The following is a 25,744-nucleotide window of genomic DNA, read 5'->3' on the forward strand; positions in this document are numbered from 1 at the left end:
TCCTTCAGATGAGTGCTCGACAGCAGCCATCTTGGCACGCCTCTCACGAGGATGATGCCGTTGCGGGCGCCGTCCACCCCATCAAGAGAGCTTAAGGGCGCTGGCCAGGCGCTATGGGATCAACCAGAAGACCGTCGCGAAATGGAAAGGGCGGACCACAGTCGCCGATCTGCCGACCGGACCAAAGGAGCCGCGATCGACGGTGCTCTCCGTCGAGGAAGAGGCTGTCATCGTCGCCTTTCGGCGCTACACGCGCTGCCGCTCGACGACCGCATTGCAGCCGACAATCCCGCATCTGACGCGTTCTTCCCTGCACCGCTGCCTGCAGCGCCACGGCATTGGCCGCCTGCCGGACGTCGAAGGCGACAGGCCGGCGAAGAAGAAGTTCAAGACCTATCCGATCGGTTGTTACTTCCACATCGACATTGCCGAGGTGCGGACCGAACAGGGCAAGCTGCACATGTTCGTCGCCATCGACCGCACCTCGAAGTTCGCCTTTGTCGAGTTGCACGAGAAGGCCACCACCGCCGTATCGAGAGACTCCTGCTGCGGCTGATCGCGGCCGTCCCCTACAAGATCCAAACCGTGCTCACCGACAACGGCATCCAGTTCACCACGCCCGGCGCCGGTGGCTCGGCCGTGCCGCTGATCAAGGAGGCCATCGCCAACGGCGAGCGCTTCTGGGCTCATGCCTTCGAATACACCTGCGCCACCAACGGCATCGAACACCGTACCACCAGAGCCAAGCATCCGTGGACCAACGGCCAGGTCGAGAGGATGAATCGCACCATCAAGGACGCCACCGTCAAGCGCTTCTATTACGAGAGCCACGATCAGCTGCGCCAGCACCTTGCCGACTTCGTCACAACTTCGCCCGCACGCTCAAGACCCTCAAGGGCCTCACGCCATACGAGTTCATCTGCAAGGCATGGGCCACTCAGCCCGAACGCTTCACAGTCAATCCGCTCCACCAGATGCCGGGACTAACATCTAGCTTAACTGCGTGTCGGAAAAACCGGCAGCAGGCCACCTTCCGTGCAGAGGTGTAGCGGCATGGAGCGCCCTCCACGGACCGTGAGCCAGTAAGAAGTGACGGACAGCGATCACCTCTCACTTGGCCACCTCAGCTGGTTGTGGAGTTGAGGGCCATATATTAGTCCTGTTAGCCAAGGGCCGGAAGTGGTGTAATCGACCAATCAATCAAGGCGACGGCACGTTCAAGTATTGTCTCGGTCTGAGCAAGGCTGGGTGAAACGGCGATGATATGTCCGATCCAATCTCGGAAATCCCCTTTCCTGACGATCGGCGTCTCGGGTTGAATATACAATTTGACTTCGGCAACACCTGGCACAGCAGCCGCCCGACTGACGCCATCGATCCAATCGAGGATGCCATCGCGATCAGGAACTAGGAACCGAGCGGCCGCAGTTTGCGAATGGCTTCTGCGCAAATCGCATTCCTCGCCAATGACAAGCTTGATGTGCTCGGTGATGAGGTCGACACCACTAGCCAGTTGGACCAGTTGGGGCTCCAGCGCGCCAGCAAGGCGCGGATTGATTTCGATGACGACTGGGCCACGCTTCGTCCACCGGAATTCCATGTTCGTTGGCCCCCAGCCAAGGCCGAGAGCTCGCAAACTACTCAGGGATAGATGGGCTATGCGCTCATGATCGTCATCAGCTAGCGGGGCCGGAAAGGTCGTCTTATGGAACACGAAATGCGGTGGGGGGCTGAAGTCAACGGCGACAGTCCCGATAACCTCATTTCCCATTATCTCGACGCTATAAAAGGGACCTAGTACGAACTCTTCGACCAGTATTCTCGGCGAAGACGGCCAAACGTGTTTGCCGCCCAACAGATGGGTTGTATGCTCGGCTAACTCACTGAACGTGCAGCACAATCGGACTCCGATGCTACCGCTGCCTACGGCCGGCTTAACGATGACGGGGTAGCCGATCTCCGCGGCAGAGCGTTCTACGTCCGTCGCATTCGTCGCCAGACGGTAAGCAGGTACTGGAACCCCGCCGTCCGCGAGAAGCTGACGTTGAAAGAATTTGTCACAGCATCGTTCGATGAATGCGGGGTTCGGTCCCTGAAGATCGAAATATCGGCAGAGCTTGCCAACTGTCGCATAGACGGACTCGTCGATGCCCGAAAAGCCGGTAATGCCAGCAACGTCATAGCTTTGACGCAGTTGGGAACATGTGCGGATCAGCGCATCGAGATTGCTCGTATCGACGCGAATGGCCGCACTCCTTTCCGAAGCAAGATAGCCGTAATCTGTTGGATTAGACGCCAGCGTGATCGGATGAAGACCAAGACGCTGGGCCGCTTTGACGTATCGCAGACCATTATCCCTTGCGTGGCCTTCCACCAGGATGAGAGCCTTTCTACCCATCGGCTGTTTCCTCCAACTTGTGTACTTACCCATTCAGCTTTTCAGCTGTCCCTGACCTCAGGCTCTGCGGTGAAGGTACCAATGTCAAAGCTCCGTCGTCTCAAACATTTTGTGAAGCTTTTTTGAAGGACCTGTTGAACGTCGATAGTAGTGCAACGTTGACCTGCAGCTATGAATCGATCTCACATTTTACAGGCTAAAGTGAAGCCCGCCGGCGGCGATCGAACTGGCAACTGTTCGGATCCTATGAGGAGGTGGATAGCGATGTTTTGGCGACCTCACTTTGCCACCGCGCCGGTCGCGGCTGTCGCCTACCCACAAAAATTGCGGCCGCAGTTCGCACCTTCCGGCATCTCCTCTTGGAGGCTAAACATGGGGCCTGCTGGTCTTAGTTTAGCACGGTTTGCCGAGCTCAACCGTCGCCGCGCACTCGTTACAATCCCTTCGGAGCCAGGGAATTATCCGCTGCGATCCTGTGGCGAATGCCTTCGCCCCGCGAGCGGTCTGTCAGGGATTGGGTCGACTCGGGAAATTTCTGGCCTTGCCGATCGCGGTCCCATGGACATGGAGTGACTGTGTACTGCGCGAGATCGAGTGGTGGCTTTAAACGAGCATTGACATGTACAACCGAGATCCGGTCACCTTGCGCCAGCAGAAGCAGACAGTCAGACGCAGTTGGTCCGTTGTGAGCCGGGGCATCGCCGTTCTGCTGTGCCGCTTCCGTAGAGAAAGTCCCGACGCTGATGCATGTTTCTTTCCTTCGATCGATATCAATGTTCGACGTGTTGCAAAGTCGGCAGGTTCCACCGGCTCGCGACCAGCGCAGCAAAGCTCGTGCCACTTTGGCTGGTCGGGCCACGATCTGTGATCCTTTCAGCAATTTGCCCGTGAGACCAACCAGATCGGGCAGTTTGTGTTGCGTACCCGACAAAGCAACATGGGGTGTCGGGTTGCTTGAGGCGCTATTGCTGACGTTGGGGCTGCAACGAATTTGAGCGTGGTTTACGCAGGATCCTCTGGACGGCGAGTAGACCCTTGCAAGGAGTGGATTTCGCGCGATTGTCAGCGCCGCAATCACGTTTCCGCCGATGATCCGGGCGGTCACGCCACCATCTGCTTTCGCTGCCGTTTCTAACGCGTGCCAGAGCGATCCGGCAGATGAGCGCGCGCCAACACGGGATCAGCTTGCCCCGCCGGAGCGATAAGCAACCCATATGTTCAAGGCCTTCGCCCGAACCCGTGAAATCGGTTTAGACGAGGATGCTCCAAGGTCAATGAATATAGCAAACATATTTAAAAAAGGTGCGAAAAACTTTACAAATATCCCACTTGACGTCCCTGACCTGTATGCGCATCTTTTATCAAAGAACTTGTAGATTTGAGCAATGCGCAAGTAAAATAGTAAGTGGGCTCGTCTATCGCAGGCGGTGTGGGATGTAAAAGCGTCGAAGTATGATTTTAGTTAGTCGGAACTGGCGCAGAGTAAAGAGGGCGCTATTTTATAAAGGGTCATGGTGGCATATACATAGACAATTCCAGACATTGAGAGCTTCGTTCTTTTGGCAAGGCAGCGGGATTTTTCGGGCTGGGAGGCAGCACCGTGGGTCATCTCAGTGCATCGGCCACCCAGCAGGCTCACTCCCTGTCTCAGGTTTCCCGCATTGTGGGGTGGTCCGTCCCGTGCAGTGGCGTCGTACTCGACCCTCAGGGACTCGGTCCTCAGGATCACGAGGGCGGGGCACGGCGGCAGCTTTCTGGATCCGTGGCGAAGGTGGACCGGAAGGGCAATTCGATTTTGGCCCGGGTGCATTGTGGTTACGCGCCTGGGAGGCTGGCGGATCCGGTAGATTAGGTACATGCGTACCGCGTCTCGTGTAGTTCTCGACTATACTCGTCGCTCTGATCCTAACAGCTGCACCCCGCCGCCGGCTGCATCTTGCAGACTGATGGCCGCAATATAAAAACTGTATTTGACGCAGACCGTGGGGCGGCTTTTTCTGAGAAAAACCCGCAGCGGCGACAGATTTGAACTTCGGTCCGGTGACAAAGAATTGGGGTGAAATATGGCGACGATACGCCCAGCGATTCCTCTGACAGGTGTCCCCTTCCCGAGATCAGAGTACGAGCGCCGGCAGCATAGGGTTCTGGCGGCAGTGGAGGCCGCCAGATTAGATGCACTTGTGGTGACTAGCCACGGGCATCTTCGATACCTTAGCGGATATGATGGAAGTGGTGGGTATTTCGGCCCCTTTCCGTTGATCTTAATGCCGGGTCGGCCTGCTACATACGTCGTTCGAGAATACGACGAGCAGGCAGTTCGTGCGTATAGTTGCATTGACGAGATCGTTGCGTATACGCAACAGCACGATTTTGGCAAGGTTTGCGCCGATGTCTTTCGTCGATACGGACTGCAGAACAAGCGGGTCGGCTTTGAGCTTGGCTGCTGGAACCTTGCGCCGGCTGACGTCAGTGAACTCCAAGCGCAGCTTTCCGATTTGAATATCTGCGATGCGACACGCTTGGTTTCTTCAGTGGCGGCGGTGAAGAGCGAGCTAGAGCTAGAGTGCATGCGCGACGCAATGCGCATGACTGACCTAGCGGTGCGAACCTTCCAGAACTCGCTGCGCGAAAACGTTACCGAACTGGAAATCGCGGAAACAATGGCGATGGCGATCAAGCGAGATCCCAGCAACTCTGGCGGTGACGTTGGGTTGGCGCCAGTCACCATTCTGTTCGGTGAGCGGACGAAGTTGCCGCACGGCTTCCCAATGCAGCATCCAATTGCTAAAAATGAGCCCGCCTTTTTGGAAATCGGCGCGTCGAAGCACGGTTACACCGCGGGGATGGTTCGGTGTGCTGTGCTTGGCCGGCATCCTGAGGCCGAATCGCTGCATGCCCTAGCCGAGGAGGTCATCGAGGCCGTCGTTGCCGCGATCAAGCCGGGTATGACCGCAGGGGCAGTGGACCTTACCGGCCGCGAGGTGCTGAAGCAATCTGGGCGCCAAGGAGTGTTTCGCCAACGAAGCGGATATCAAACCGGCATTAATTGGACCGAACGCGGGGACCTGAGCTTAGAGCCGGGCGCGGAGGATCTCCTGACAGCCGGGATGACCCTGCACATCCCAAATATTTTGTGCAGCGAAAACGGCTATTTGTTCGGGGCTGGCGCCCACGTCTTGGTTTCAGAGCGTGGCGCCGAATTACTGAGCAGCATACCGTACACGCTCCATCGCGCATGAATTGGCAAATCGCGTGCTGCATGACTGGGCAGCCGGGAGTGGCTGGTTTGGGATATTCAGTCGATATTGCTTCAAGCAGCATGGTACATGCCTGCTGGCCAACTATATTGCGGGATGAAGGATCGCTTCAATCGAATCTGCTGACTTGGGAAGGCTGGGCATCCCGGAGGGCAGCCCGAATGGGCAGAACGCACAGAGGTTCATTGAATTCTTCATCACCAGTGCTGATAGGCAGGCACCTTTTGCGCAACTGATGCCTTGCGGGCCAGCGAACCGGAATGAGGTAAACTTATACCAAAAGCTGGGACGAAAATTCGCTAGCCACCCAGACTACTTGGCGTCTAGCATACAGCACGATTCAAAGTGGCACGCTGAGATGGGGTCAGACGGCGTGACAAACGTCGAGCGGCTTACCCAGCGTTGGAACGAGTAGGTTCTGCCACCGATCAACAGAGTCTGTTGCGAAGTCGGCGCCGACCATGGCGGTCGATTTGCTGGCTTCTGAAAATTTCGCTGGAGCCGCATTGACCGACGCTCTCGCTTCTTGGAAGCAATTCCTCGCTGTCGTGCTGGGTATCAATTGTGACCTTGAATATTAAAAGCACCACACCGCCAACCGCCGAGGAAGAAGCATTAGGGAAAAGTTGGGTTCCTGCGCAAAATGAATTTCGCAGCGAAATGTATGGGGCGGTTGCAGCGGTCAAAGCCCTGTCACTCACACTTCGTCGCGGTTGACCAGCGGCTGGAGTAGGCGGCGAAGAGCATGCGAGCTGGGCCATTCCAGACTTTGTGAGGGTAACGCTACCGCTAATCAGGCCAGGCGTAATGGGGATGCCGTGTTCACGTTCCTCAGTTCATTCGATGAGGCGTCGTTACATCGCTGGTAGGCGGATCCCGCGATCGGCACCTTCCGCTGAAGATGCGGGAGGACATTCCCCCATCAGATCGACCCGACCATTGCAGCAGTGTCGTCGCTACTAATACTCATGCCCCTCCTTTCGCTAATCGTGCTGTCTATCACGTGGTGGCGATCGAGCCCGAGCGCTCAGCGCCTGCTCCGAAACCCCGCGACTTGAGCACCGACCTTCAGCAGGCATTCGCCCAACAGAACGTCACATACGAACAATGGATGCATGGAAAATACGTCACGTGCTTGGGATGACGGGATTTCCTGCTGCCTAGGACAGTGCAAAATGCTATGTCTATATTCCTACCCATGACGAGACGATGAGCTGCTGCGCACGCCAGACCGGGTGTCCCGGGCGACATTTCGGTCTAATACCGGCCTGCGCCTATCTTGGAACCAGATGGCCTTAATACACACACTGGATTTGACGCACGGCCTCCGTCGATTGAAACTCCATTAATAAACCACTCAACAAGACAATCGCAACGCAGGCGGGAAGCGGAGGAGACGAGGGGCTATTGCGAGTGTGCGCTGCGCTCAGCGGCGTTCGAACAGCTGAAGGCTCAAGAAGGACAAGCGTCAACTGGCTCTCAACCAAGCACATGTAACTCGCCAACTGTTGTCGAGCTTCGCGCGCAGGCGGTCGCACGGTATGCGGAGGAGTAATGAAGCAATTTCTGTCCAATAAGGATCTTGACCAATGAGCGAAGCGCCCCACGTTACGTTTGACCTTGACACGCCCGGGGTGAGCACAGGACATCTTGTTGTCCCCAAAGGGGCGGACTGCGAAGCTCTTTCGCTTCCGGTCTTTAGCCTTAATAAAGGGGAAGGGCCGCGCCTCCTTATTACTGGCGGATGTCATGGCGATGAATCGGAAGGGCCAATAGTGGCTCGACGGATGGTTGAGTGGCTGCCAGAAAGGCAAACATGTGGAAGGGTCGTCATCTTACCAGTACTCAATCCGCCGGCCGTGCAGGCTTGGACCCGTAACACCCCGATAGACGGCTTGAATCTCAATCGAGTCTTTCCGGGCCGCGCCGACGGGTCAGTAACTGAACGAATCGCGGATGCAGTTTCGCGTCTGTTGCTGCCAACGGCTGATACGGTATTTGATCTACACAGCTTCGGGCGAACGTGGGATTTCCCACCGGCGGGTACGACGCATCCCATTGCTGACGCCGGCCTCATGGCCAAGACGCTCCAAATGGCAGCGGCATTCAAATTACCCGTGACGTTGCTCTGGGATCACGACGACACGCTTGGAATGTTCGACACTTGGGCGCATAGTCAGGGCAAAGTGTTCGTTTGCGCTGAGTTCGGCGGCGGCACGGTCGGCGCGGACAACCTCGCGATCTACGAGGCTGGCGTACGCAACGCGCTCATCGCGCTCGGGATGGTCCTGGGTAAAGCCGAGTATCCAACGTTCCGTCAACAGAAGTTCGGCCATACACTCGAGACACATCCTTCCGACGAGTTGAAATCGGCTGCATCCGGGATCTTCGAACCTCGCTGCTCGGTGTTTGATGAGGTCAAACAGGGAGATCTCATAGGCATCCTGCATGCGATGGATTCGCTGTCTGTCGAGTCCATTGATATCCGCGCGCCTGGAACATCCATCGTCTTCGCCATCCGATCGGGGGGGCATGTCGACGTCAACGAAGGCGTAGCACTCGTTGCGCGACCGCTGAAGACTTGAGAATCAGGTGCAGGTGAGCGCCTCGCGAGCCATTTAACCGCCTCAAAATGAACAGAGTGACTGAATTGCAGATCAAAGACGTCCTCCTTGCCCCGGGCAACGGCGCATTCTTCTATGATGATCAAGCTGCCATTAGCTCCGGCGCAACCCAGGACGGTTTCATCTATGTTGGCGCGCCCGCAACGCCTGGGTTCAAGTCGATTCGCATTCCAGCATCTTCGCTCGGTGTTGGACTTGTCCTTACCGACGACACGGTCGTTTGGGGCGACATGATGAACGTGCAGTATTCAGGTGCCGGTGGACGCGATCCTCTGTTCGACACAAAGCAAATCTCAGATTTAACGTCACGCGTTGTCGTATCCCGGCTTTTTGATGTTGATGCCTCTCGGTTTCGTGATTCTTGCACGAAGTGTTTTCAGCCCGTCGAACATCGGAGGCTACCTCTGGCTGTAGAGTATGGCATCAGCCAAGCGCTTCTTCGAGCAGCAGCCCATCTTCTGCGTAAGACGATGGCGGAGATCATATGCGCGGAGTTTGATTTGCAGCTGCCGAGGTGCCGGGTACCGATTTATTGCCAGAGCGGTGACGCTCGTGAATTTAATGTCGACAAGATGATCCTGAAGGCGGTGGATGTGCTTCCCCATGGCCTGATCAATTCACAGCAGAAATTCGGCCAAGGCGGCCATACGTTCCTTGACTTTGTCAAGTGGGTTGCAACGCGCACGCGCCACCTCGGCCCCCCTGGGTATCAGCCGGTGCTGCATTTCGATGTGTATGGCTGGATCGGCCTAGAAATTGGCCTGGAGCCGCAACGGATCGCCGACTTTATCTGCAGCGTCGCGGAGGCCGTTCCAGGTTTTGCGCTGAACATCGAGTGCCCGGCGGACTTTGGTTCCACACAAGCTCAAATTGATAACTATGCCCGGATCGTATCGATTTTGGACAATCGGGGTTCGAGCGCTCGCATCGTCGTGGACGAGAGGTGCAACACGCTCGAAGATATACGGCTCTTTGCCGAAGCCAAAGCGACGCATCTGGTCCAGATCAAGACGCCCGATGTCGGCTCAATGGCCGATACGGCGCGTGCCGTTCTCCTCTGTAAGGAGAATGGAGTAGGGGCATATGTTGGAGGAAGCTGTACCGAGACAGATCTCTCCGCCCAGGCTTCTGTCCACGTATCAGTGGCAACCCAGGCCGACATGATGCTTGCAAAGCCCGGTATGGGTGTCGACGAGGCATTCTCAATTGTTGGTAATGAACAAAACCGGTTGCTGGCGATGCTGAACCGGCGTCGGGCTCAAAACGAAAACGTTGGATGAAACACGGTGGCGCATGCAGAACTCTCTTGAGGGGATCACCGTCGTAGCCGTGGAGCAGGCCGTGGCCGCGCCTTACGCGTCGTCTAGGCTCGCGGATGCCGGCGCGCGAGTGATCAAGATTGAACGGCCTGAAGGGGACTTTGCCCGAAGCTACGACAACTTGGTGCGTGGACAGAGCGCTTACTTCGTTTGGCTCAACCGGGGTAAAGAGTCGGTCTGTCTGGACCTGAGGTTGGAGGCGGATCGCGCCGTCCTGGACACGCTCATTGCCGCTGCTGACGTCTTTATCCAGAATCTGAAGCCGGGCAGCATCGAAAAACTCGGTTTCGGGTCTGCTGATCTCCGTCGCCGATTTCCGCGCCTGATAACCTGTGACATCTCGGGTTTCGGTGACAAAGGGCCCTATTCACACTTGAAGGCCTATGATCTCATCGTCCAGGCTGAAACAGGTCTATGTGCGATCACCGGCAACCAACAAGGGCCCGCACGTGTCGGCGTCTCGGTCTGTGACATCTCAGCGGGCATGACAGCGCACAGCGCCATTCTTCAGGCGATGTATCACCGCGAGGTCACCGGCGAAGGGACCAGCATTCAGGTGTCCCTGTTCGATGCTGTCGCTGACTGGATGAATGTTCCGGTTCTGCAAAACGACTATAGCGACTACCACACGGAACGCGCCGGTGTTAAACACCCGTCTCTGGCGCCATATGGCGCCTATCGTTGTGCCGATGGTAAGGACGTCATCTTTTCGGTTCAGAATGACCGCGAATGGGTGAGTTTTTGCGAGAAGTTCCTCAAGCAGCCGGAACTTACACGCGCACTTGGTTTTGCAGATAACATGGAGCGCCTCAGTCACCGTGCGCAACTTGATGCGATCATTGAACGGCGGTTCTCTGAACTATCATGCCAGGGAGCAATGCAGGAGCTTGAGGCGGCCGGTCTGGCATATGGCCGACTGAGCGAGGTGGCGGATGTTTCAAAACATCCACATGTCCGCAGAGTCGAGATTGGCACGCCTGAAGGAAGCGTCGAGACGATCGCGCCGGCGGCAATTTTCAATTATGAGCAGCCCTCGCTACGGCCAGTTCCGGCTCTTGGCGCTCATACTGAGGCTGTCCGAGAGGAGGTTCTGGGGCTTTTGCGCGACAGAGCCGCGTCAGCGTGAGCGCGCGTCTGAGTATGGGGAGTGCGCTCGCGGTTTGCGAGCCTGTGCACCTCGGATCATCTCAGCGCGTCGGCCATCCAGCAAGCCCACTGCCGTCACGCTCGCTAAGATTGATTGAAGAGGTGAGTCCATGATCGCGGACACCCTGCCGTCAGTTGAAACCGCGGTGTCTGTACCACGTTGGAGATCCCTGCTCTTCGTACCCACTCACGTACCGCGTTTTGTGGAGATGGCCCACGAGCGGGGTGCGGATGGCGTCATACTGGACCTCGAGGATTCCGTTCCCCAGGATCAGAAGGGAGAAGCACGGCGGCAGGTTCCTGAATGCGTGGCCAAGGTGGGCCGGAAAGGCGCATCTGTTTTAGTCCGCGTTAATCATGGGTTGCGCGCTTTGGCGGCCGATCTTGATGCAGCAGTGATAGCGGGTGTTGACGCGCTTGTTCTTCCGAAGACGGACTCGGCAGAGTGGGTATGAGAGATCGCCAATGCAGTTTCAGAACTTGAACGGGAAAGAAGTCTTCCGCTGGGACGCATCCGGCTCCTTGCCCAGATCGAGACCCCAGGCGCCTTGCAAAGGCTCGCGGCCATTGCGCTGGCACATCCCAGGATGGTCGCAATGACGCTCGGTCCCGAAGACTTCAGTGCCGCCGTCGGCGGCTCCCCTGAGTCCGACCTTCTGTTGGCGCCGAACCTTTCTGTTTTGTTTGCCGCCCGTGCGGCCGGTTTGCTCCCGCTGGGCTTCGTAGGGAGCATCGGCGAGTTCTCCGATAGCGATAAACTTCGTGAAGCCGCGACGCGTGCGCGGCGGCTTGGCTTTGTCGGAGCCTTCGCAATCCATCCGACACAAGTGGCCGTATTCAATGAGGCATTCTCGCCAAGCGCACAAGAACTCGAGTGGGCCCATCGTGTGGTTGCGGCGCAAACCGATTTCTCGGCCCGGGGCAGAGGTGCTTTCGCCTTGGACGGAAAGATGGTCGACGCACCGGTCATTCGAAGGGCCCAGGAAATCATCGCCTCCGGCCCGCAAGCCAAGCCCGACGTTTAAAACCTTGGCCAACTGATGAGAACCGGGCGAGATATCACAAAAGCCCCCAATTGCCTCGCCCCAGGGCCTCTGCAGCGCGGCATAATTATTGCTGTCGAGCCATCGCATTTCGAGATAGATTACATAAATTGGAGTTGGCCATCGGAAGAGTACCCGTGGAAATCAGGCAGCTAAGATATTTCGTCGGCGTGGTTGAAGCAGGCAGCTTCACGAAGGCCGCTGCTTTCCTTAATATCGCCCAGAGCGCGCTGAGCCTTCACGTGCGCCAACTGGAGGAAGGCTTCGGCACACAGCTGCTGATACGCGATAGGACCGGCGTGAGTGTCACGGCGTCGGGAGCCAAACTCCTCGATCGGGCGCGGGCGATTCTCAGGGAAATTCGACTTACCGAGGTGGAATTGACCAACTCAGCGGCTTCCCCGGCGGGGGAGGTGACTATTGGCATTCCGTCTGGAGCTGCTCGAGTCCTAAGCGGCCCGCTGCTTGAGTCGGTAAGAAACGAACTGCCCAAAGTTTCCCTTAAGATGGTCGAGGGCATGACTGGACCGCTTGAGGAGTGGATGTCTGCTGGACGCTTCAATCTGGCAGTTCTCTACCGCACCGCGGACAGTGTGGGTCGAATGACAGTCTTGGCGCGCGAAGACCTCTGCCTGGTGGTGCCGTCAAGTGAGCCCCCTTTCGAGGAGTCGATATGTCTGGTGAACCTGCATGCGTTCCCGTTGGCGGTTCCCATGCGCAATAACAACGTCAGGCGCTCGGTGGCTGACGTCGTCGCACAACACGGCTGCGCTTTGGATGTCAAATTTGAAGTGGACTCGCTCTCAACGATCATCAACATGGTCGTAGAGGGAAAAGCCCATTCTATCCTGGCCCCGTCCGCGGTCCAGAAAGAAGTCTCTCAAGGGCTGGTGCGGACCGTCAAGATCGTCGATCCGGTGATTACCCGCTCGGTTGTGCTTGCTGTAAATCCTAAAGATGAGCGTTCCGCGGCCGTATCCGCGGTCCGCAAGCTCATCCCCAAGGTCGCCAGAGAATTAATTGAGAGCCGGGGCTGGGCAGCGGCGGCTCCTGACGCGGCCTGACGACCGTCGATCTATAAAACACGGCCTTTTTTGCCATTGGATTAGATCGATCTGGATTCCAGATGGATTTCGGCACTAATCGATATTTGACCCGCCGCGACCGTAGCGATGAAAATTGGCTCAAGCGAGTTGCGGTCTCAACGTCGAACGGCACTCGCATGGCTAGAATTCACACAAGTGGAGCACGCGATGTCCGACCCCAGGAGCCACGAGCTCTTCATCAATGGCAAATGGCGGGCCGGCGGTAGCAGAGCCACATTGCCGGTGACTAATCCGGCAACGGAGAAGGTATTTGCCTCGGTGGCCTCGGCGACGGTGTCGGATCTGGATGAGGCCCTGGCTTCGGCAGAACGCGCCCGCAAGGCTTGGTCTTCACGGCCTGCAAAAGAACGTGGCGAGATCCTGGTAGCAGCCGCAAGAATCCTGGCGACGAAGATTGAATCAGCAGCCAGGGACCTGACGGCCGAACAGGGGAAGACGATTGCCGAAGCGACAGGCGAGTACGCGCGCGCCGTCGAAACACTGGAATGGAACGGCATGCACGCCGAAGAGCTGTCGGCCCCGAATCCGATGGGGCCGAACCGGATGATCGTCCCGGAGCCGCTCGGCGTCGTTGCTGCCTTTACGCCCTGGAATTATCCGGCGGTTCTCATCGCCCGCAAGCTCGGCCCCGCGCTGGCGGCAGGCTGCCCGGTGATCCTCAAAGGGGCTGAAGAGACACCGAGCGTGGCTGTCCATATAGTTGGAGCCTTGCGCCAAGCAGGCATCCCGGAGGGCGTGGTCAATCTGGTCTTCGGTGTGCCGGTGCATATATCGCGGCATCTGCTCAGTTCGCCAATCGTCAAGGTCTTGACCTTCACGGGTTCGACCGCGGTTGGAAAACAGCTGGCCACGCTTGCCGCGAATAACTTGCAGCGTTGCATCCTTGAACTCGGTGGACACTCGCCGGTTATTGTGTGTGAGGATGCGGATCTGGCAAAGGCCGTACCGGCTATTTTGGAATACAAGTTCGAGTGCGCGGGCCAGAGCTGCAATGCGCCCAGTAGGATCCTGGTCGCACGGCCACTCTACGAGGAATTTCTGTACCGGATAACGGAGGCGGTCAGCAGGATCAGGATCGGCCTACCAGACGACGCTGCAACGGACATGGGTCCGATGGCGAACGCAAGGCGTATCGAGGCCATGCAGCGCCTGACCCAGGATGCGGTCGAACGCGGCGCCCGCATCGAGACCGGTGGCGCCCGCCTCGACCGACCGGGCTTTTACTGGCCGCCAACCATCCTGACGGGCGTGCCAAAGGAGGCTAGAGTGCTTCATGAAGAGCCCTTCGGACCGATCCTCACGGTGGCGCCATTCGAAGGCATCGAAGAGGCAATCGAGGAAGCCAACGCGACGGATTACGGCCTGGCCGCGTATTTGTTCACTGGCGCCGCCGACGCGCAACAGATGATGATCAACGGCCTTTCGGCAGGCTCTGTCAGTGTGAATTACCTGAAAGGGGTTTCCGCGGACGCTCCTTATGGAGGCGTCAAGCAAAGCGGCTATGGATACGAGGGCGGTGAGCAGGGGGTGCGAAGCTTTCAAATCCTCAAAATGGTAAATGGCCTCGGATCATTTGGATAAGTTTTCGTGGATAGAAGAACACGGACCATCGCCGGCAAGGATATCACAAGGAGCGTTGCCGACGCCCTTCAGTACGCCTCGTACTACCATCCTCCAGATTACATCCGGTCACTTTCGCAGGCCTATGCGCGGGAACAGAGCCCGGCGGCGAAGAATGCGATCGGGCAGATTCTGCTGAACTCTCGAATGGCAGCCTTCGGGCGGCGGCCGATCTGCCAGGACACCGGCCTTGTGGTGGTCTTCGCGAAGGTCGGCATGGGCGCCCGCATCAAATCAACGGTCAGTTTCGCCGACCTTGTGAATGAGGGTGTCCGTCAGGCCTATCTCGACCCCGACAATCCCCTTCGGGCATCAATCGTTGCCGATCCGCTCGCCGGACGGGTCAACACCCGTGACAACACTCCAGCGGTCATCCACGTCGACCTTGTACAAGGGAACCAGATTGAGATCACCATCGCGGCAAAAGGCGGCGGATCGGAGAATAAGGCACGCTTTGCTACCTTAAACCCCAGCGGGTCTGTTTCCGACTGGGTGGTTGACACAGTCTCGACGCTGGGCAGTGGGTGGTGTCCGCCCGGCCTGATCTCCGTTGGCATCGGTGGTAGCGCTGAAAAGGCGATGCTACTTGCCAAGGAAGCCATGAACGAGCCCATCGACATGTCGGAACTAATCGCCAGGGGGCCGTCAAGCGCTGAGGAGGCATTGCGGATTGAGCTTTATGAGCGGATTAACGCGCTGGCCATCGGCGCCCAAGGCCTTGGTGGCCTGACGACAGTCGTCGATGTCAAGGTTGCGACCTATCCTACCCATGCGGCGTCCAAGCCCGTGGCGGTCATTCCGCAATGCGCCGCCAACCGGCACCTGAAATTTATCTTGGATGGCTCTGGACCGATCAGGCTGAAGCCGCCCGATTTGTGCGAATGGCCCGACATTGGCACCGACGAATTGAGTCCGGCCGGCGTACGAAGTGTCAACCTCGACGCGTTGACCAAGGAAGAGACGGCATCCTGGCGCTGTGGTGAAACGCTCCTTCTGTCCGGAAAGATGCTGACAGGCCGTGACGCCGCACATAAGCGAATGGTCGAGTTGATCGACGCCGGCAAGCCGCTTCCGTTCGATCTGCAGGGACGCCTGATATACTACGTTGGACCCGTTCGCGCCGTGCGAGATGAGGTCGTCGGACCGGCTGGCCCAACAACCTCCAGCCGCTTGGACGACTTTACCGACAAGGTGCTCGCCGAAACCGGGCTTTTCGCGATGGTAGGCAAAGCGGAGAGAGGACGGGCTGCCATCGAGTCGATTGTAAGACACAAAACGCCGTATCTAATCGCAGTGGGTGGGGCTGCCTACCTAATATCAAAATCGATCAAGTCAGCGCGGCTCATTGCCTTCGAAGACCTGGGCATGGAAGCAGTCTATGAATTCGAGGTGCAGAATATGCCTGTCATCATGGCTGTCGATGTTGAGGGCAACTCCATTCACAATTCCGGGCCTCTTGAGTGGCGCAAGCGCATGGCGGCGGACAGCATCGCACGCAACATCGGCGTTTGAGCCCTCCGACCGAGCTCGGTTGGTTGGCGTCAATTCCATTGTCGACAACGGCTAAAAGCAGACGGTTATGAAGTCGAAACCCAATCCTGCGCGCCTGGACGCTTGGGATTTCCGGATTCTCTCAGAGATTCAGTCAGACGGCCGGATTTCAAAAAGCGAGCTTGCAAAACGCGTTCATCTTTCGGCGTCGGCCTGCTCGGAGCGGCTCCGTGCACTCGAGGTCGCAGGGATTATTGAAGGGTTTTACGCGCGGCTGAGTCCGGCCCTCATCGGCGGCATGGTCTTTGTCATGGTGGAGGTCGTACTGGATCGTCATCGCCTTGAGGACCAGAGACATTTCGAGACTTCGATCCAAGAATATCCGCAAATCCTGGATTGCTGGGCTATCGGCGGGCGGATCGATTATCTGCTGCGCGTCGCATCTCTTTCTATGGCTGCGTATCAGGATTTCATGGAGGGATTGCTGCAGGCAGGCTTGGGGATTGATCAATATTATAGCCTTGTCGTGACCAAACCCGTGAAATCCAATGCGCCGATTCCCTTGTCTTCGCTAACGCAGCGGTAAACTCGCCCGGGCTTCGTTTCCACGGGATTGGATCATCATTCCGCGAATTCCGTGGCGAAACACGCTCATTCCCGTGAAACACAAAGGGACGCTTCCCGTATAAGAGGCGGCTGGTCGGCGTCTCCTCAATCGAAACGGCAAGAGGATGATGCGCCTGAGCAACCTGGACATCGAGGAACTGCGAGAGAGGATCGAAGCCTATGGCTCCGAAAGAGAAGTTCAAATTCAAAATCGAAAACGAAAATTATGAATGGGATAACCAGTTCATAACCGGCGCTGAAGTGCGAGGCGTTGGCCCTGGCATACCAGATAGCATGGACCTTTATGTGAAAAGGCTGGGCCAGCCCGGTCAGCCCGTTGGGCGTGGTGACACAATCGATTTACAGCCTCCGGGGATCGAAAAGTTTTACGCCCAGGATGCTAGTTCGGAAGCTGGACATCAATAATGCCCCTGTTGTTCGATTCTGACTACGAGATACTCCACAAAGCAAGCGTCGATTTTGAGGAAGAAGACCGCGCCCGTTTTCTTATATTCAAGAATTTTTCGCTGCCGAAAGATATATATCTGGTGGATGAAAAGCCCGCCGATGCGGTCGATGTGTTGTATGTTATTCCGCAGAATTACAATAGCTCGGGCGGGGACATGTTCTGGGTTCACCCACGCCTCCATCGAGCTGATGGAAAGCCAATACCAAACACTGGCGGGCCTGGTCCCAAAGAGGATTCGCGTACGCACAACGGGCTAGTGTTCTGTCGGTGGTCCAGGCACTGGCACAACAATCCGTGGAAACCAAAGGTCGACAACATCCAGACAATTATGGACCGGATCTCATGGGCGTTTAAGTACCCTGACGCGAAACGCTCATGAACGGACATCGCATCTCAATTACCGGTTCTTTCCACGACAGGCTGAAGAGCTGGTTGACGGGGCACCTGGGCGGCCACGAACGGGGCGCGTTGGTTCTCTTTCGCAAGATGGACAGGACTGTATCGGGTCTGCCGGCGTCCACACGTTTTGTGGCTGTTGATGTGATTGAGATGGACGGTGACTGGGTAGTGGACAGCTCCCCGGTTCACCTGCGCATTAATTTGCGCAAGTTTCAGGATATCTACCTTCGTTGCGAGCAGGAACGGCTTGAGCTGGGATTCGCACATAGTCATCCAGGAGGGATGCTCAGTTTCTCCACGAAAGATGATCAGAACGAACAAAGCATTCTGAGGGGATACGCTGGCTGCAACGGCCCTGAGGTCTCATTTGTTGCGATGATTTTAGCCGACGGACAGTGGCGTGCGAGAGTTCGGCCGGGTGCGGCTCCTCAACGCGTGATGGACGTCCGGCATGTCTGTGTGCTCGGGTCGGAGCTCGCAGTTCATATTAACGAGACAGGCGACGCTGTGCCATCGGAACTGCTAAGGCGTCAAGAAGCCGCCTTTGGCGAACCATTCAACGAGAAGCTCAGATCGTTGCGCGTAGCAATCGTCGGAGCTGGTGGAACCGGATCTTCACTCGCCACACTCATCGCCCGCGCGGGTGTAGGCGAACTCATCGTTATTGATGGCGATTTGCTCGAAGAAAGCAATCTCAACCGCGTCCGCGGATATCGCCGTTGCGATGTAGGCGAGAGCAAAGCGGCCACGTTAGCGCGGTACATTCGCGATCTGGGCCTGATGTTGAATGTCGTTGCGATTGAGGCGTATGTGAACGAGTCTCCAGAAGCGGTCGATGCGATTTCCAGCGCCGACCTGGTCTTCGGCTGTACCGACGATGTAGCTGGAAGAGAAGTTCTCAATCAAGCAGTGTACTATTACTGCCAAGGGCTTATCGACTGCGGGCTCGCCGGCAACATTGGTGTTGACCAGGAGCGTGAGCCGTACCTACGCTCCCATAAAGGCCGGGTTAGCACAGTTCTTCCCGAATCTGGTGGGTGCTTACGATGCCAAAGCGTCGTCACCGAGGAAAAGCTCAGTTACGAGAGTGCACTGAAGGCGCGCCCGAATTTGGTGGAGGTGGATCCAGAGACGCTCCGGGAAGAGTACTACCTGGTCGGGGGCGGGGAGCGGGCGCCCGGAGTCGGCCCCTTCACCAGTGCGACTGCGGACATGGCCGTCGCGACATTATTTGACCTGGTGCGCCCGTATCGGCGGCTTCCGAGCGACATTCGCCGTGACAATATATGGTACGACTTCGTGCACATGGTAATTTACAGCAACATGCCAAAGGACAACACAGATTGTTTTTGCTGCGGTCCAAACGGTTTATTGCTCGAATCTGAGAATGGCTATCGGCTCAGAATGCCGGCACTCGGCAAGCTGTGTTGATTCACATGTGGTCTTGGCTGTTAAGATTCTTTCGGTGGGTAGAGGAAATCATTCTCGGCCCACGCAGTCCACAAACGTCTGAGGACCGAAATCCTTCTGACGCACCACCCGCGGATGTATTTTTCGCGCGCAGTGATGTGGTTGAAAAAACGCCTCCGAATGACACGGTTCGGCCGGGGCAGTTCATCAGCGTCGTGCACAAAGGTCGACCATACTGGGCGCTCTTTAGGTGCCCCTGTGGGTGTGGCGATGTGGTTTCGTTACCAACGCATCCGCCACATAACCCCAGGTGGCGCATTGAGGTGAGCGTGGAGGGCCGGCCAACATTGCATCCCTCTGTTTGGAGAACTAAAGGATGCCTAAGCCATTTCTGGATTAGCGAGGGAAGAGTCTACTGGTGTGACGACACGGGTGTCGAGCCTTGGCGGGCCCGATCCGACCTATATGAAAGAAAAATTTAGAGCGCGTCCTGGAGCGACTGCGATGTGACGACGGCTATGCGGCGCTAGTCCGGTCACACTACTGCGGAGAGTCGCAAGCTCAGGAGCTGCACCGCGGGCCAGAAACACAAGTCACCCCGGCCACCAAGGCCAGGTGCGGGGCCACTCGGCCATCGAGTCCGTGACGGGCCACATCTAGGCCGAGCACCGGACAGTCCGCAACTATCTCGCCGGCCCAGCCGGCCTGGCCCTCACGCCATTCTGACCACAGCCGGCTATAGGTTGTTCCTCGTGCTCTCAGCTGATCATCGCGATGAGCATCCCCGCGGGCGCAGTTGCCAATACATTCCATTCGTCGACGAAAAGTTGATGCGCTCGGCAACGAGAGCGACCTCGTAAGCCTCGCAAAGCCAGCTGAGACAGTGCAGTAACGGGCACGCCAGATACACGCAATGACGACTGGGCCACGGTCATCCACCGGAGATTCGATGTTCGTTGGCCGAGGCCCAGAGCTCGCAAACTCGCAAACTCAAAAAACGGTGCGTAGATTGTTGAACAGCGCCGTCCGCCCCGCCACCCGACTTATTGCTTTGACCGGCACGAAGCGCATCGTGGTGGCGTCGCCGACTCGGCGTCGCGGTCGTCGTACTTGTTCGCTTTCACATATTACCGAACCTATTCCGACGACACGAGGGACCCATCGGGCAGTTTCTGCTGGTCTCCAGCACGGCGGCCAACTGACGGCGCATCTCTTACCACCATCTCCAGACCCTATGCGGTACCTTTCGCTGACACGCGGCCCGCGAACAGAACCCGGCAGCGCCCGCATGCAATAAGGGCCAGTTTCGCTGATCTCGTGAATGAACGCGTCCGTCAGCAAATCCAAACCAGCCTTCGCGTGACCAAATCTATGGACTTCAATTCACCGATCCCATGTCCGCGCTAAGGCGACGGTAACGCCGAGGGCTGGGTTTCCACGGCTTTTCATCACGATTCCGCGAATTCGTCGGGGAATGACGTGCATTCCCGCGAAACTGGAGAGGCGTTTGCGGTATGCTAATCGCCTAAGGAGGCGGCCGGCCGAGTGCCCTTCGCCAATCCATCGCGAGGAGAGGGACTATGCGGTTGAGCAATCTGGGAACCGAGCAACTCAGAGAGAAGGATCGAAGCTTCGTCTTTCATCCATCTACGCATCTGGCCAAGCACAGCCGAGGGGAGACCCCAAATCGGATCATGGCCGGTGCGGAAGGCGTGTATATCTGGGATACCGAAGGCCGAAAGAGCCTCGACGGTTTCGGTGGGCTCTACTGCGTCAATATGGGATATGGCTGCACGGAAATTGCCGAGGCCATTGCCAGGCAAGCACACGAATTGCCGTTCGCCCATGTCTATGCAAGTCAAGGTACAGAGCCAGTCGCCCTCTTGGCAGAGGCCGTGGTCGAGTATTTTGGCCAGAACATGCGAAGGGTCTTTTTCGGCCTTTCGGGCTCCGACGCCAACGAGACCAACATCAAGCTGGTCTGGTACTACAACAATATTCTAGGCCGCCCCGAAAAGAAGAAGATCATCTCGCGACATCGCGGTTATCACGGGTCTGGGTTGGTCACCGGCAGCCTTACGGGCCTTGCCTTTTTTCATAATTTCTTCGACTTGCCGCTGGACTTGGTACGCCATACCACGACGCCGCACCACTATCGCCAAGCGCATGACGGCGAAAGTGAGCAAGCGTTCTCGAAACGCTGCGCGGATGAACTTGAAGCCCTTATCCTCGCTGAAGGCCCGGAGACCGTTGCAGCGTTTATCGGAGAGCCGGTGCTTGGGACAGGCGGCATCGTTCCGCCCCCAAAAGGATATTGGACCGCTATCCAAGGCGTGCTCGACAAATACGATATCCTCCTCATCGCCGACGAAGTGGTCTGCGGGTTTGGACGAACCGGTGAGAAGTTCGGTTCTCACCTCTATGGCATGCGGCCGGACTTCGTGACCATCGCCAAGGGTTTGAGCTCGGCCTACCTGCCCATCTCCGGATCAATCATTGGCGACCGCGTCTGGTCGGTCTTGGAACAAGGAACAGAGAAGCACGGCGCGCTGGGCCATGGCTGGACATATTCGGGTCATACGCTTTGCGCTGCGGCCGCGCTCGCCAATATTCGGCTCCTGAAGGAAAGAAATATTCTGGAGCATGTGCGCGATGTCGGACCGTATTGGCATGCACGCATGAATGCCGAACTGGCGGGACACCCCATCGTCGGCGAGGTTCGTGGTGTCGGAATCCTCTCTGCCGTCGAGCTGATGCGAGATCCAAAGCACAGGATACCGTTTGCATACGATCTTCAGGTCGGCGTTCGCGCCGCCGCTGCTCTGTTCGAGAACGGTGTCATCGGCCGCGCCATGCCACACGGCGATATCCTCGGCTTTGCCCCGCCTTTGATCATCACTCGGAAGGAGATCGACATAATCGTCGACGCAACCGCGAAATCGATCGAGACGACCTATCGCGCGCTGAAGGCCGAGAATGCGATGTGAACGGAGCGCCAACGGAATGCGAGCCCCGGGTTGACGCCGTCCCAGGTACCAACGTGGTGCTCCCTGGGATGAACTTTCCCAGGGACCAGACGTCACCCTTGCATTAGGACTGGTCGCCCATTGACGTCCCATTGGTGAAGAAGGGTTGACTGCGCATTTCACGCCGAACCGACCGAAACTTGAAGCCGTCAGATTCTAAGCATGCTTCAGACTTCGATCAAGCGGTTACCAAATCAGTTCTGCCGCCGCTGTCCTGTTGCCCAACGACCGGGGCTTCTGTGCGGCGCGCCCTGCCGGTGTACCTCCCCGCCGGCGGGGCGCCTTTTTTGATCGATGGATCTGCGTGATTGTAGCGCGTCCGCAATCGACAGTTCGAGAAGGAGGTCATCTGCAAATCCGGATGCACATCGAGCTTCGATATTTCTATTCACCATGACAACCGCCCACAATCGCTGCTTCGGACCCGCGGCTAGGGCATCCGGCGTCGAGGTCGCGTGCATCTCCTTTCATATGATCCAAAGTCCGGAGAGTAGTCACCGCGGTGAATTTTCTCCGGGGTCGAATCGCGGGGGCAAGTCTTCTCGCCATCGCGTGTTAAGTCCCAGGTTTAATTGAAACAGCCGCAGGACAAAATGCAGCTCGTCTTCGAAACTTTGCTGGATCAGTTGTCTTTAAGCGTTGATGAAGTCGACTTCCATAACGCACTCGCCAGCGCCGCCGGCGCCTTCGACATTCCAGCATTCGCCTGTCTGTCTCTGGTGTCTGATCGCGTCACAGAACCCAGGCTGATATCGAACTATCATTCCGGCTGGACGTCGCACTACATGCTCCACCAATATGAAAGGATTGACCCGGTCATAGAATGGGCACGATGCAGCGAATGTCCCTTTCAGTGGGGACCGGGATTCGGCCATGCCGGCATTTCAACGCGACAGCAACAGCTTTTCGATGAGGCTGCCGAATTCGGCATCTGCTGCGGACTGACGATTCCACTTGTCGACCGCCGCGGCGGTGTCGCTGCCATGACCTTCGCGGCAGACAGGCTCGATCCGACCTTCCTGCGCGTAGCCGAGCAATATGAGCAGGCGCTTGAGATTATGGCGATGTGCTTTCACATTGGCGTTCGCCGCAAGCTTTCCGGTGGTCTGACGGTGGATGGTGTTTCGCTGACGCCTCGTGAATACCAATGCCTGGAATGGACGGCAAAGGGCAAGTCCGCCTGGGAGATCGGCTGCATCTTGGGCATCAAGGAGCGCACGGCCGCTTTCCATCTGGACAATGCCAAGAAGAAGCTCGGCGTGCGCACCAAAAATCAGGCGGTAACGCTGCTGGCCTCCTCAAGATCATCAATCCTCTGAGGAACAGAATCCCTCCTTGATCTACCTGTGCAAATGCACAGGCAGTCGCGGCATGAAGGTTAGCCTCCAATGGCAGGGTCATACCTGCGAGGAGACCATCATGATTGAGCTTATTGCGGCCGGCCGGTACGGCGCCTTCGACGAACTTCACGAAATGCACCGGCTGCGCTGCCACGTCTTGAAGGAGCGGCTCGGCTGGAAGGTGCACACGACCGGCGGCTTCGAGAGCGATTCATTCGAGGCCCTGAAACCGCACTATCTCGTGTTCCGCGGTTCCGCCGGTCCCGTCGGGTGCGGCGTACGCCCTCTGCCCTCGACGACGATGCTCCCAGACGTCTTTTCGACCCTGTTGGAAGGAAGAACACCCGGTTACGGATTTGCCCACAGGGCTATTCTGCGTACGCCGGATGGCCGCTCGCCCGGATCGGTCTGCCCCAGACAATCGGTACCACGCGCGCCTTTGCCGGCTTTTTGGATGTCGCAGAGGAGAGCCTTGCTGCGGTCCGCCACAATAGCGGTCTTCGCGGTCCTGTACTGTGGGCGCCGGTGATCTGGACGGGCGCCTGATATGGTTATGATTGGTAATGACGCCGACTGGCCGGACTGGCAGGATGAGAAATCCTATCGCTATACGCGCTACCTGACGCAACGCGGCTGGGCCTGGGAATTCCTTCGGCGCAATCCTGCCTTCCAACGTGACTTGAGGCACGCGCTTGAGCACGCAGAATTTGCAGAAAGGCGCTTCGACGTAGAAGTGGTGAGATCGTCGCTCGATCTGACGCGGTGGGGGCTCCTGTTTCGCAAGCTCGCTGAGGCCTGATGCGAATGTGTTCTGGTGCTCCCGCCAATGCCCGCACGTCCTGCGGGTCATTGCAGAAAAGGTATTGTCGCCCGAAACACTTCTTTTTGATCTCGCTGCAATGCCATGTCGGGCGGCACTCGTGATCACGGCGGACGGTCGCCAGCATGTCATGCTGCGAAATGCTCACCGGGATTTACAACTTGTTGTGGAGGGCGCGGACGTCTTGCGCCCCGTTCGGCTTTCCGTAGACGCGATCTGGCCCGCCGATCGGATGAGACAGCAGTTGAATGCGTTCGAATGCCTCAATGCTCTTCACGCGACCGGACAACTTCCCGCCAGGCTGTTTCCGCCCGAAGCGCGCGCCAGCCGTCTGCGCTTTGTCCTTCAGGCGCTTGACGGCTCGCTAGCCGGTGCATCGCACCGTGAAATCGCAAGGGCTCTGTTGGACCAGCAACGCGTCCAGGCCGACTGGACGGATCCGCGCAACCACCTTCGCGATCGCATCCGCCGTGCCGTCCGGCGCGGTCACATGCTCATGGGTCATGGCTATCAGGATTTCCTCGCCCGAAAGTGATTTGAATAGTTCACCTGGAGGCAGTCAACGCGCGAACAGTTCCTTGTATCCAGTCGTAACCATCCAGTTTGCCCTATCGAGATGACTGCGAACCGCCAATCGGGCGCGCTCAGGTTCTCGCATCGGATCGATGCCGAGGACGAGCTGCGCCATCTCGTCTTCGCTGGCATCGTCGGCGGACGCGTCCAGGAGCCTCATATAGATCGTGAAGTGCTCGTTGTCGTAAGCGGTCAGACGGTCCGACCACGGGACTTCGTCTTGAACTTTGGGTTTCATCGCGACCTCCTGCGGTTCGGGTTTGTCGTCTCTTGATAGGCAAAGACATCTCCTCGTTGGACCAATCATATCGAATAGGAACGATAGTTCCTAGAACGATAGTTCTGGTTCTGGTCCCTTTCTTCCCATGGACCTCAAGGAGGTCATGGCGATCAACATGCGTCGTTTGCGCCATGATCTGGACCTGACGCAGGAAGAATTGGCTGCCCGCGCAGAGCTGAGCATGCGCTATGTGGGCTCGATCGAGCGTGCTCGGGTTTCCGCAAGCGTCAGTGTGCTTGGCCAGCTCGCAAAGGCGCTTGACGTTGATCCTTGCGAGTTGATTAGGCCGCAGTAGCAAAGGCGATCCGGCCCATCCCGGGTTGCCGAAATCAAATTTGATGGCGCAAACGGCCGCCAGTGAATTAGCCCGCTTTCTTCGAGTAGACCATCCGGCGTGCTCCCTTGGCGCAACTTGCGTGACCAACAGCGCTGCTGGTTGGACGAAATGCACGAGGACAAGGGAGAAGACCGGCTTTAGGCGGGAGCAGCTTGCCGAGAGTCCGGCTCACTCTGCAGTACATCAGCGGTCGGAGAAGGGCAAAAGGAACCCAACCATCGTCACGAATCACGAACTGGCACAAGCCCTCCGTGTCCGCCACATCGATCCGGACTGACCACGACTAAGCGCTATTTGGAATGACGCCGACGCGCCGCGGCAACCGCATCCGTCGTGTAAATGATGCTGCGCGCACTTGGATAACCCAAGAGGCACGACGTGCTGCCAGTCGGGCCGCCAGCTCTGAGTGATCGCCGGGTATGCCGGCCGAGTCGCCTGCGTCGAAGTCCTCCAGAGCCTTCATGCCGGGTTGGCGTCCGC

19 protein-coding genes and 2 pseudogenes are annotated in these 25,744 nt (G+C 57.5%); 19 read left to right on the forward strand and 2 right to left on the reverse strand.

Features of this window, described 5'->3' with window-relative positions; translation table 11 throughout:
- Positions 1–82 precede the first annotated feature (82 nt).
- Positions 83–1,049 (forward strand): annotated as a pseudogene (locus tag CK218_RS15235) (IS481 family transposase); the annotation flags it as partial.
- A gap of 113 nt (positions 1,050–1,162) precedes the next feature.
- Here CK218_RS15235 and CK218_RS15240 read toward each other — a convergent pair.
- Positions 1,163–2,398, reverse strand: a complete 1,236-nt coding sequence (locus tag CK218_RS15240; protein WP_095828236.1) for an acetyl-CoA carboxylase biotin carboxylase subunit family protein — start codon at positions 2,396–2,398, stop codon at positions 1,163–1,165.
- A 2,063-nt stretch (positions 2,399–4,461) separates the two neighbouring features.
- On the opposite strand from CK218_RS15240, the gene CK218_RS15245 reads away from it, so the two are divergent.
- From CK218_RS15245 to CK218_RS15330, 17 genes and pseudogenes are all read left to right on the forward strand, one after another.
- Positions 4,462–5,637: a Xaa-Pro peptidase family protein gene (locus CK218_RS15245; RefSeq protein ID WP_095828237.1), complete on the forward strand. Its 1,176-nt coding sequence runs from the start codon at positions 4,462–4,464 to the stop codon at positions 5,635–5,637.
- Positions 5,638–7,244: 1,607 nt separating this feature from the next.
- Positions 7,245–8,240: a succinylglutamate desuccinylase/aspartoacylase family protein gene (locus CK218_RS15255; protein WP_095828239.1), complete on the forward strand. Its 996-nt coding sequence runs from the start codon at positions 7,245–7,247 to the stop codon at positions 8,238–8,240.
- A gap of 65 nt (positions 8,241–8,305) precedes the next feature.
- Entirely contained in the window at positions 8,306–9,559 is a 1,254-nt protein-coding gene (locus CK218_RS15260) for a methylaspartate ammonia-lyase (protein WP_095828331.1), read from the forward strand.
- Positions 9,560–9,572: 13 nt separating this feature from the next.
- Entirely contained in the window at positions 9,573–10,724 is a 1,152-nt protein-coding gene (locus CK218_RS15265) for a CaiB/BaiF CoA-transferase family protein (RefSeq protein ID WP_095828240.1), read from the forward strand.
- A gap of 130 nt (positions 10,725–10,854) precedes the next feature.
- A pseudogene (locus CK218_RS15270) lies at positions 10,855–11,769 on the forward strand (CoA ester lyase).
- Positions 11,770–11,924: 155 nt separating this feature from the next.
- The gene (locus tag CK218_RS15275; RefSeq protein WP_095828332.1) at positions 11,925–12,851 is read left to right on the forward strand and encodes a LysR family transcriptional regulator; all 927 of its coding nucleotides are present in this window, start codon (positions 11,925–11,927) and stop codon (positions 12,849–12,851) included.
- Between the two features lie 189 nt (positions 12,852–13,040).
- Positions 13,041–14,474 carry an aldehyde dehydrogenase family protein gene (locus tag CK218_RS15280; protein WP_095828333.1) on the forward strand — a complete coding sequence of 478 codons (1,434 nt, stop codon included), beginning with the start codon at positions 13,041–13,043 and terminating at the stop codon, positions 14,472–14,474.
- Between the two features lie 6 nt (positions 14,475–14,480).
- Positions 14,481–16,025, forward strand: a complete 1,545-nt coding sequence (locus CK218_RS15285; RefSeq protein WP_095828241.1) for a fumarate hydratase — start codon at positions 14,481–14,483, stop codon at positions 16,023–16,025.
- Between the two features lie 67 nt (positions 16,026–16,092).
- Entirely contained in the window at positions 16,093–16,590 is a 498-nt protein-coding gene (locus CK218_RS15290; RefSeq protein WP_095828242.1) for an Lrp/AsnC family transcriptional regulator, read from the forward strand.
- Positions 16,591–16,790: 200 nt separating this feature from the next.
- Positions 16,791–17,036, forward strand: coding sequence for a multiubiquitin domain-containing protein (locus CK218_RS15295; protein ID WP_095828243.1), 246 nt, complete (start codon positions 16,791–16,793; stop codon positions 17,034–17,036).
- Positions 17,036–17,458, forward strand: coding sequence for an E2/UBC family protein (locus CK218_RS15300; RefSeq protein WP_095828244.1), 423 nt, complete (start codon positions 17,036–17,038; stop codon positions 17,456–17,458). Before CK218_RS15295 ends, CK218_RS15300 begins: the two co-directional genes overlap by 1 nt.
- Positions 17,455–18,909 carry a ThiF family adenylyltransferase gene (locus CK218_RS15305; protein WP_095828245.1) on the forward strand — a complete coding sequence of 485 codons (1,455 nt, stop codon included), beginning with the start codon at positions 17,455–17,457 and terminating at the stop codon, positions 18,907–18,909. The genes CK218_RS15300 and CK218_RS15305 overlap by 4 nt, the downstream gene beginning before the upstream one ends.
- Positions 18,910–20,468: 1,559 nt before the next feature.
- Positions 20,469–21,875 (forward strand): aminotransferase, encoded by a 1,407-nt coding sequence (locus tag CK218_RS15310; RefSeq protein ID WP_095828246.1) that lies wholly within the window; start codon positions 20,469–20,471, stop codon positions 21,873–21,875.
- 632 nt (positions 21,876–22,507) lie between these two features.
- Positions 22,508–23,233 (forward strand): LuxR family transcriptional regulator, encoded by a 726-nt coding sequence (locus tag CK218_RS15315; RefSeq protein WP_095828247.1) that lies wholly within the window; start codon positions 22,508–22,510, stop codon positions 23,231–23,233.
- Positions 23,234–23,333: 100 nt separating this feature from the next.
- A complete protein-coding gene (locus CK218_RS15320) occupies positions 23,334–23,783 on the forward strand; it encodes an acyl-homoserine-lactone synthase (RefSeq protein ID WP_245435048.1) in 450 nt (149 codons plus the stop codon).
- 24 nt (positions 23,784–23,807) lie between these two features.
- Positions 23,808–24,053 (forward strand): DUF6499 domain-containing protein, encoded by a 246-nt coding sequence (locus CK218_RS15325; protein WP_143749640.1) that lies wholly within the window; start codon positions 23,808–23,810, stop codon positions 24,051–24,053.
- 64 nt (positions 24,054–24,117) lie between these two features.
- The gene (locus tag CK218_RS15330) at positions 24,118–24,609 is read left to right on the forward strand and encodes a DUF2285 domain-containing protein (protein ID WP_245435049.1); all 492 of its coding nucleotides are present in this window, start codon (positions 24,118–24,120) and stop codon (positions 24,607–24,609) included.
- Positions 24,610–24,633: 24 nt separating this feature from the next.
- On the opposite strand, the gene CK218_RS15335 is transcribed toward CK218_RS15330, so the two are convergent.
- On the reverse strand, positions 24,634–24,885 hold the full coding sequence (locus CK218_RS15335; protein WP_095828334.1) for a DUF2285 domain-containing protein: 252 nt from the start codon (positions 24,883–24,885) through the stop codon (positions 24,634–24,636).
- A 127-nt stretch (positions 24,886–25,012) separates the two neighbouring features.
- Between CK218_RS15335 and CK218_RS15340 the strand changes: the two genes are divergently transcribed.
- Positions 25,013–25,222 carry a helix-turn-helix transcriptional regulator gene (locus CK218_RS15340; protein WP_095828250.1) on the forward strand — a complete coding sequence of 70 codons (210 nt, stop codon included), beginning with the start codon at positions 25,013–25,015 and terminating at the stop codon, positions 25,220–25,222.
- Positions 25,223–25,744 lie beyond the last annotated feature (522 nt).

It is taken from the genome of Mesorhizobium sp. WSM3879 (assembly GCF_002294915.1).
Lineage (GTDB): Bacteria > Pseudomonadota > Alphaproteobacteria > Rhizobiales > Rhizobiaceae > Mesorhizobium.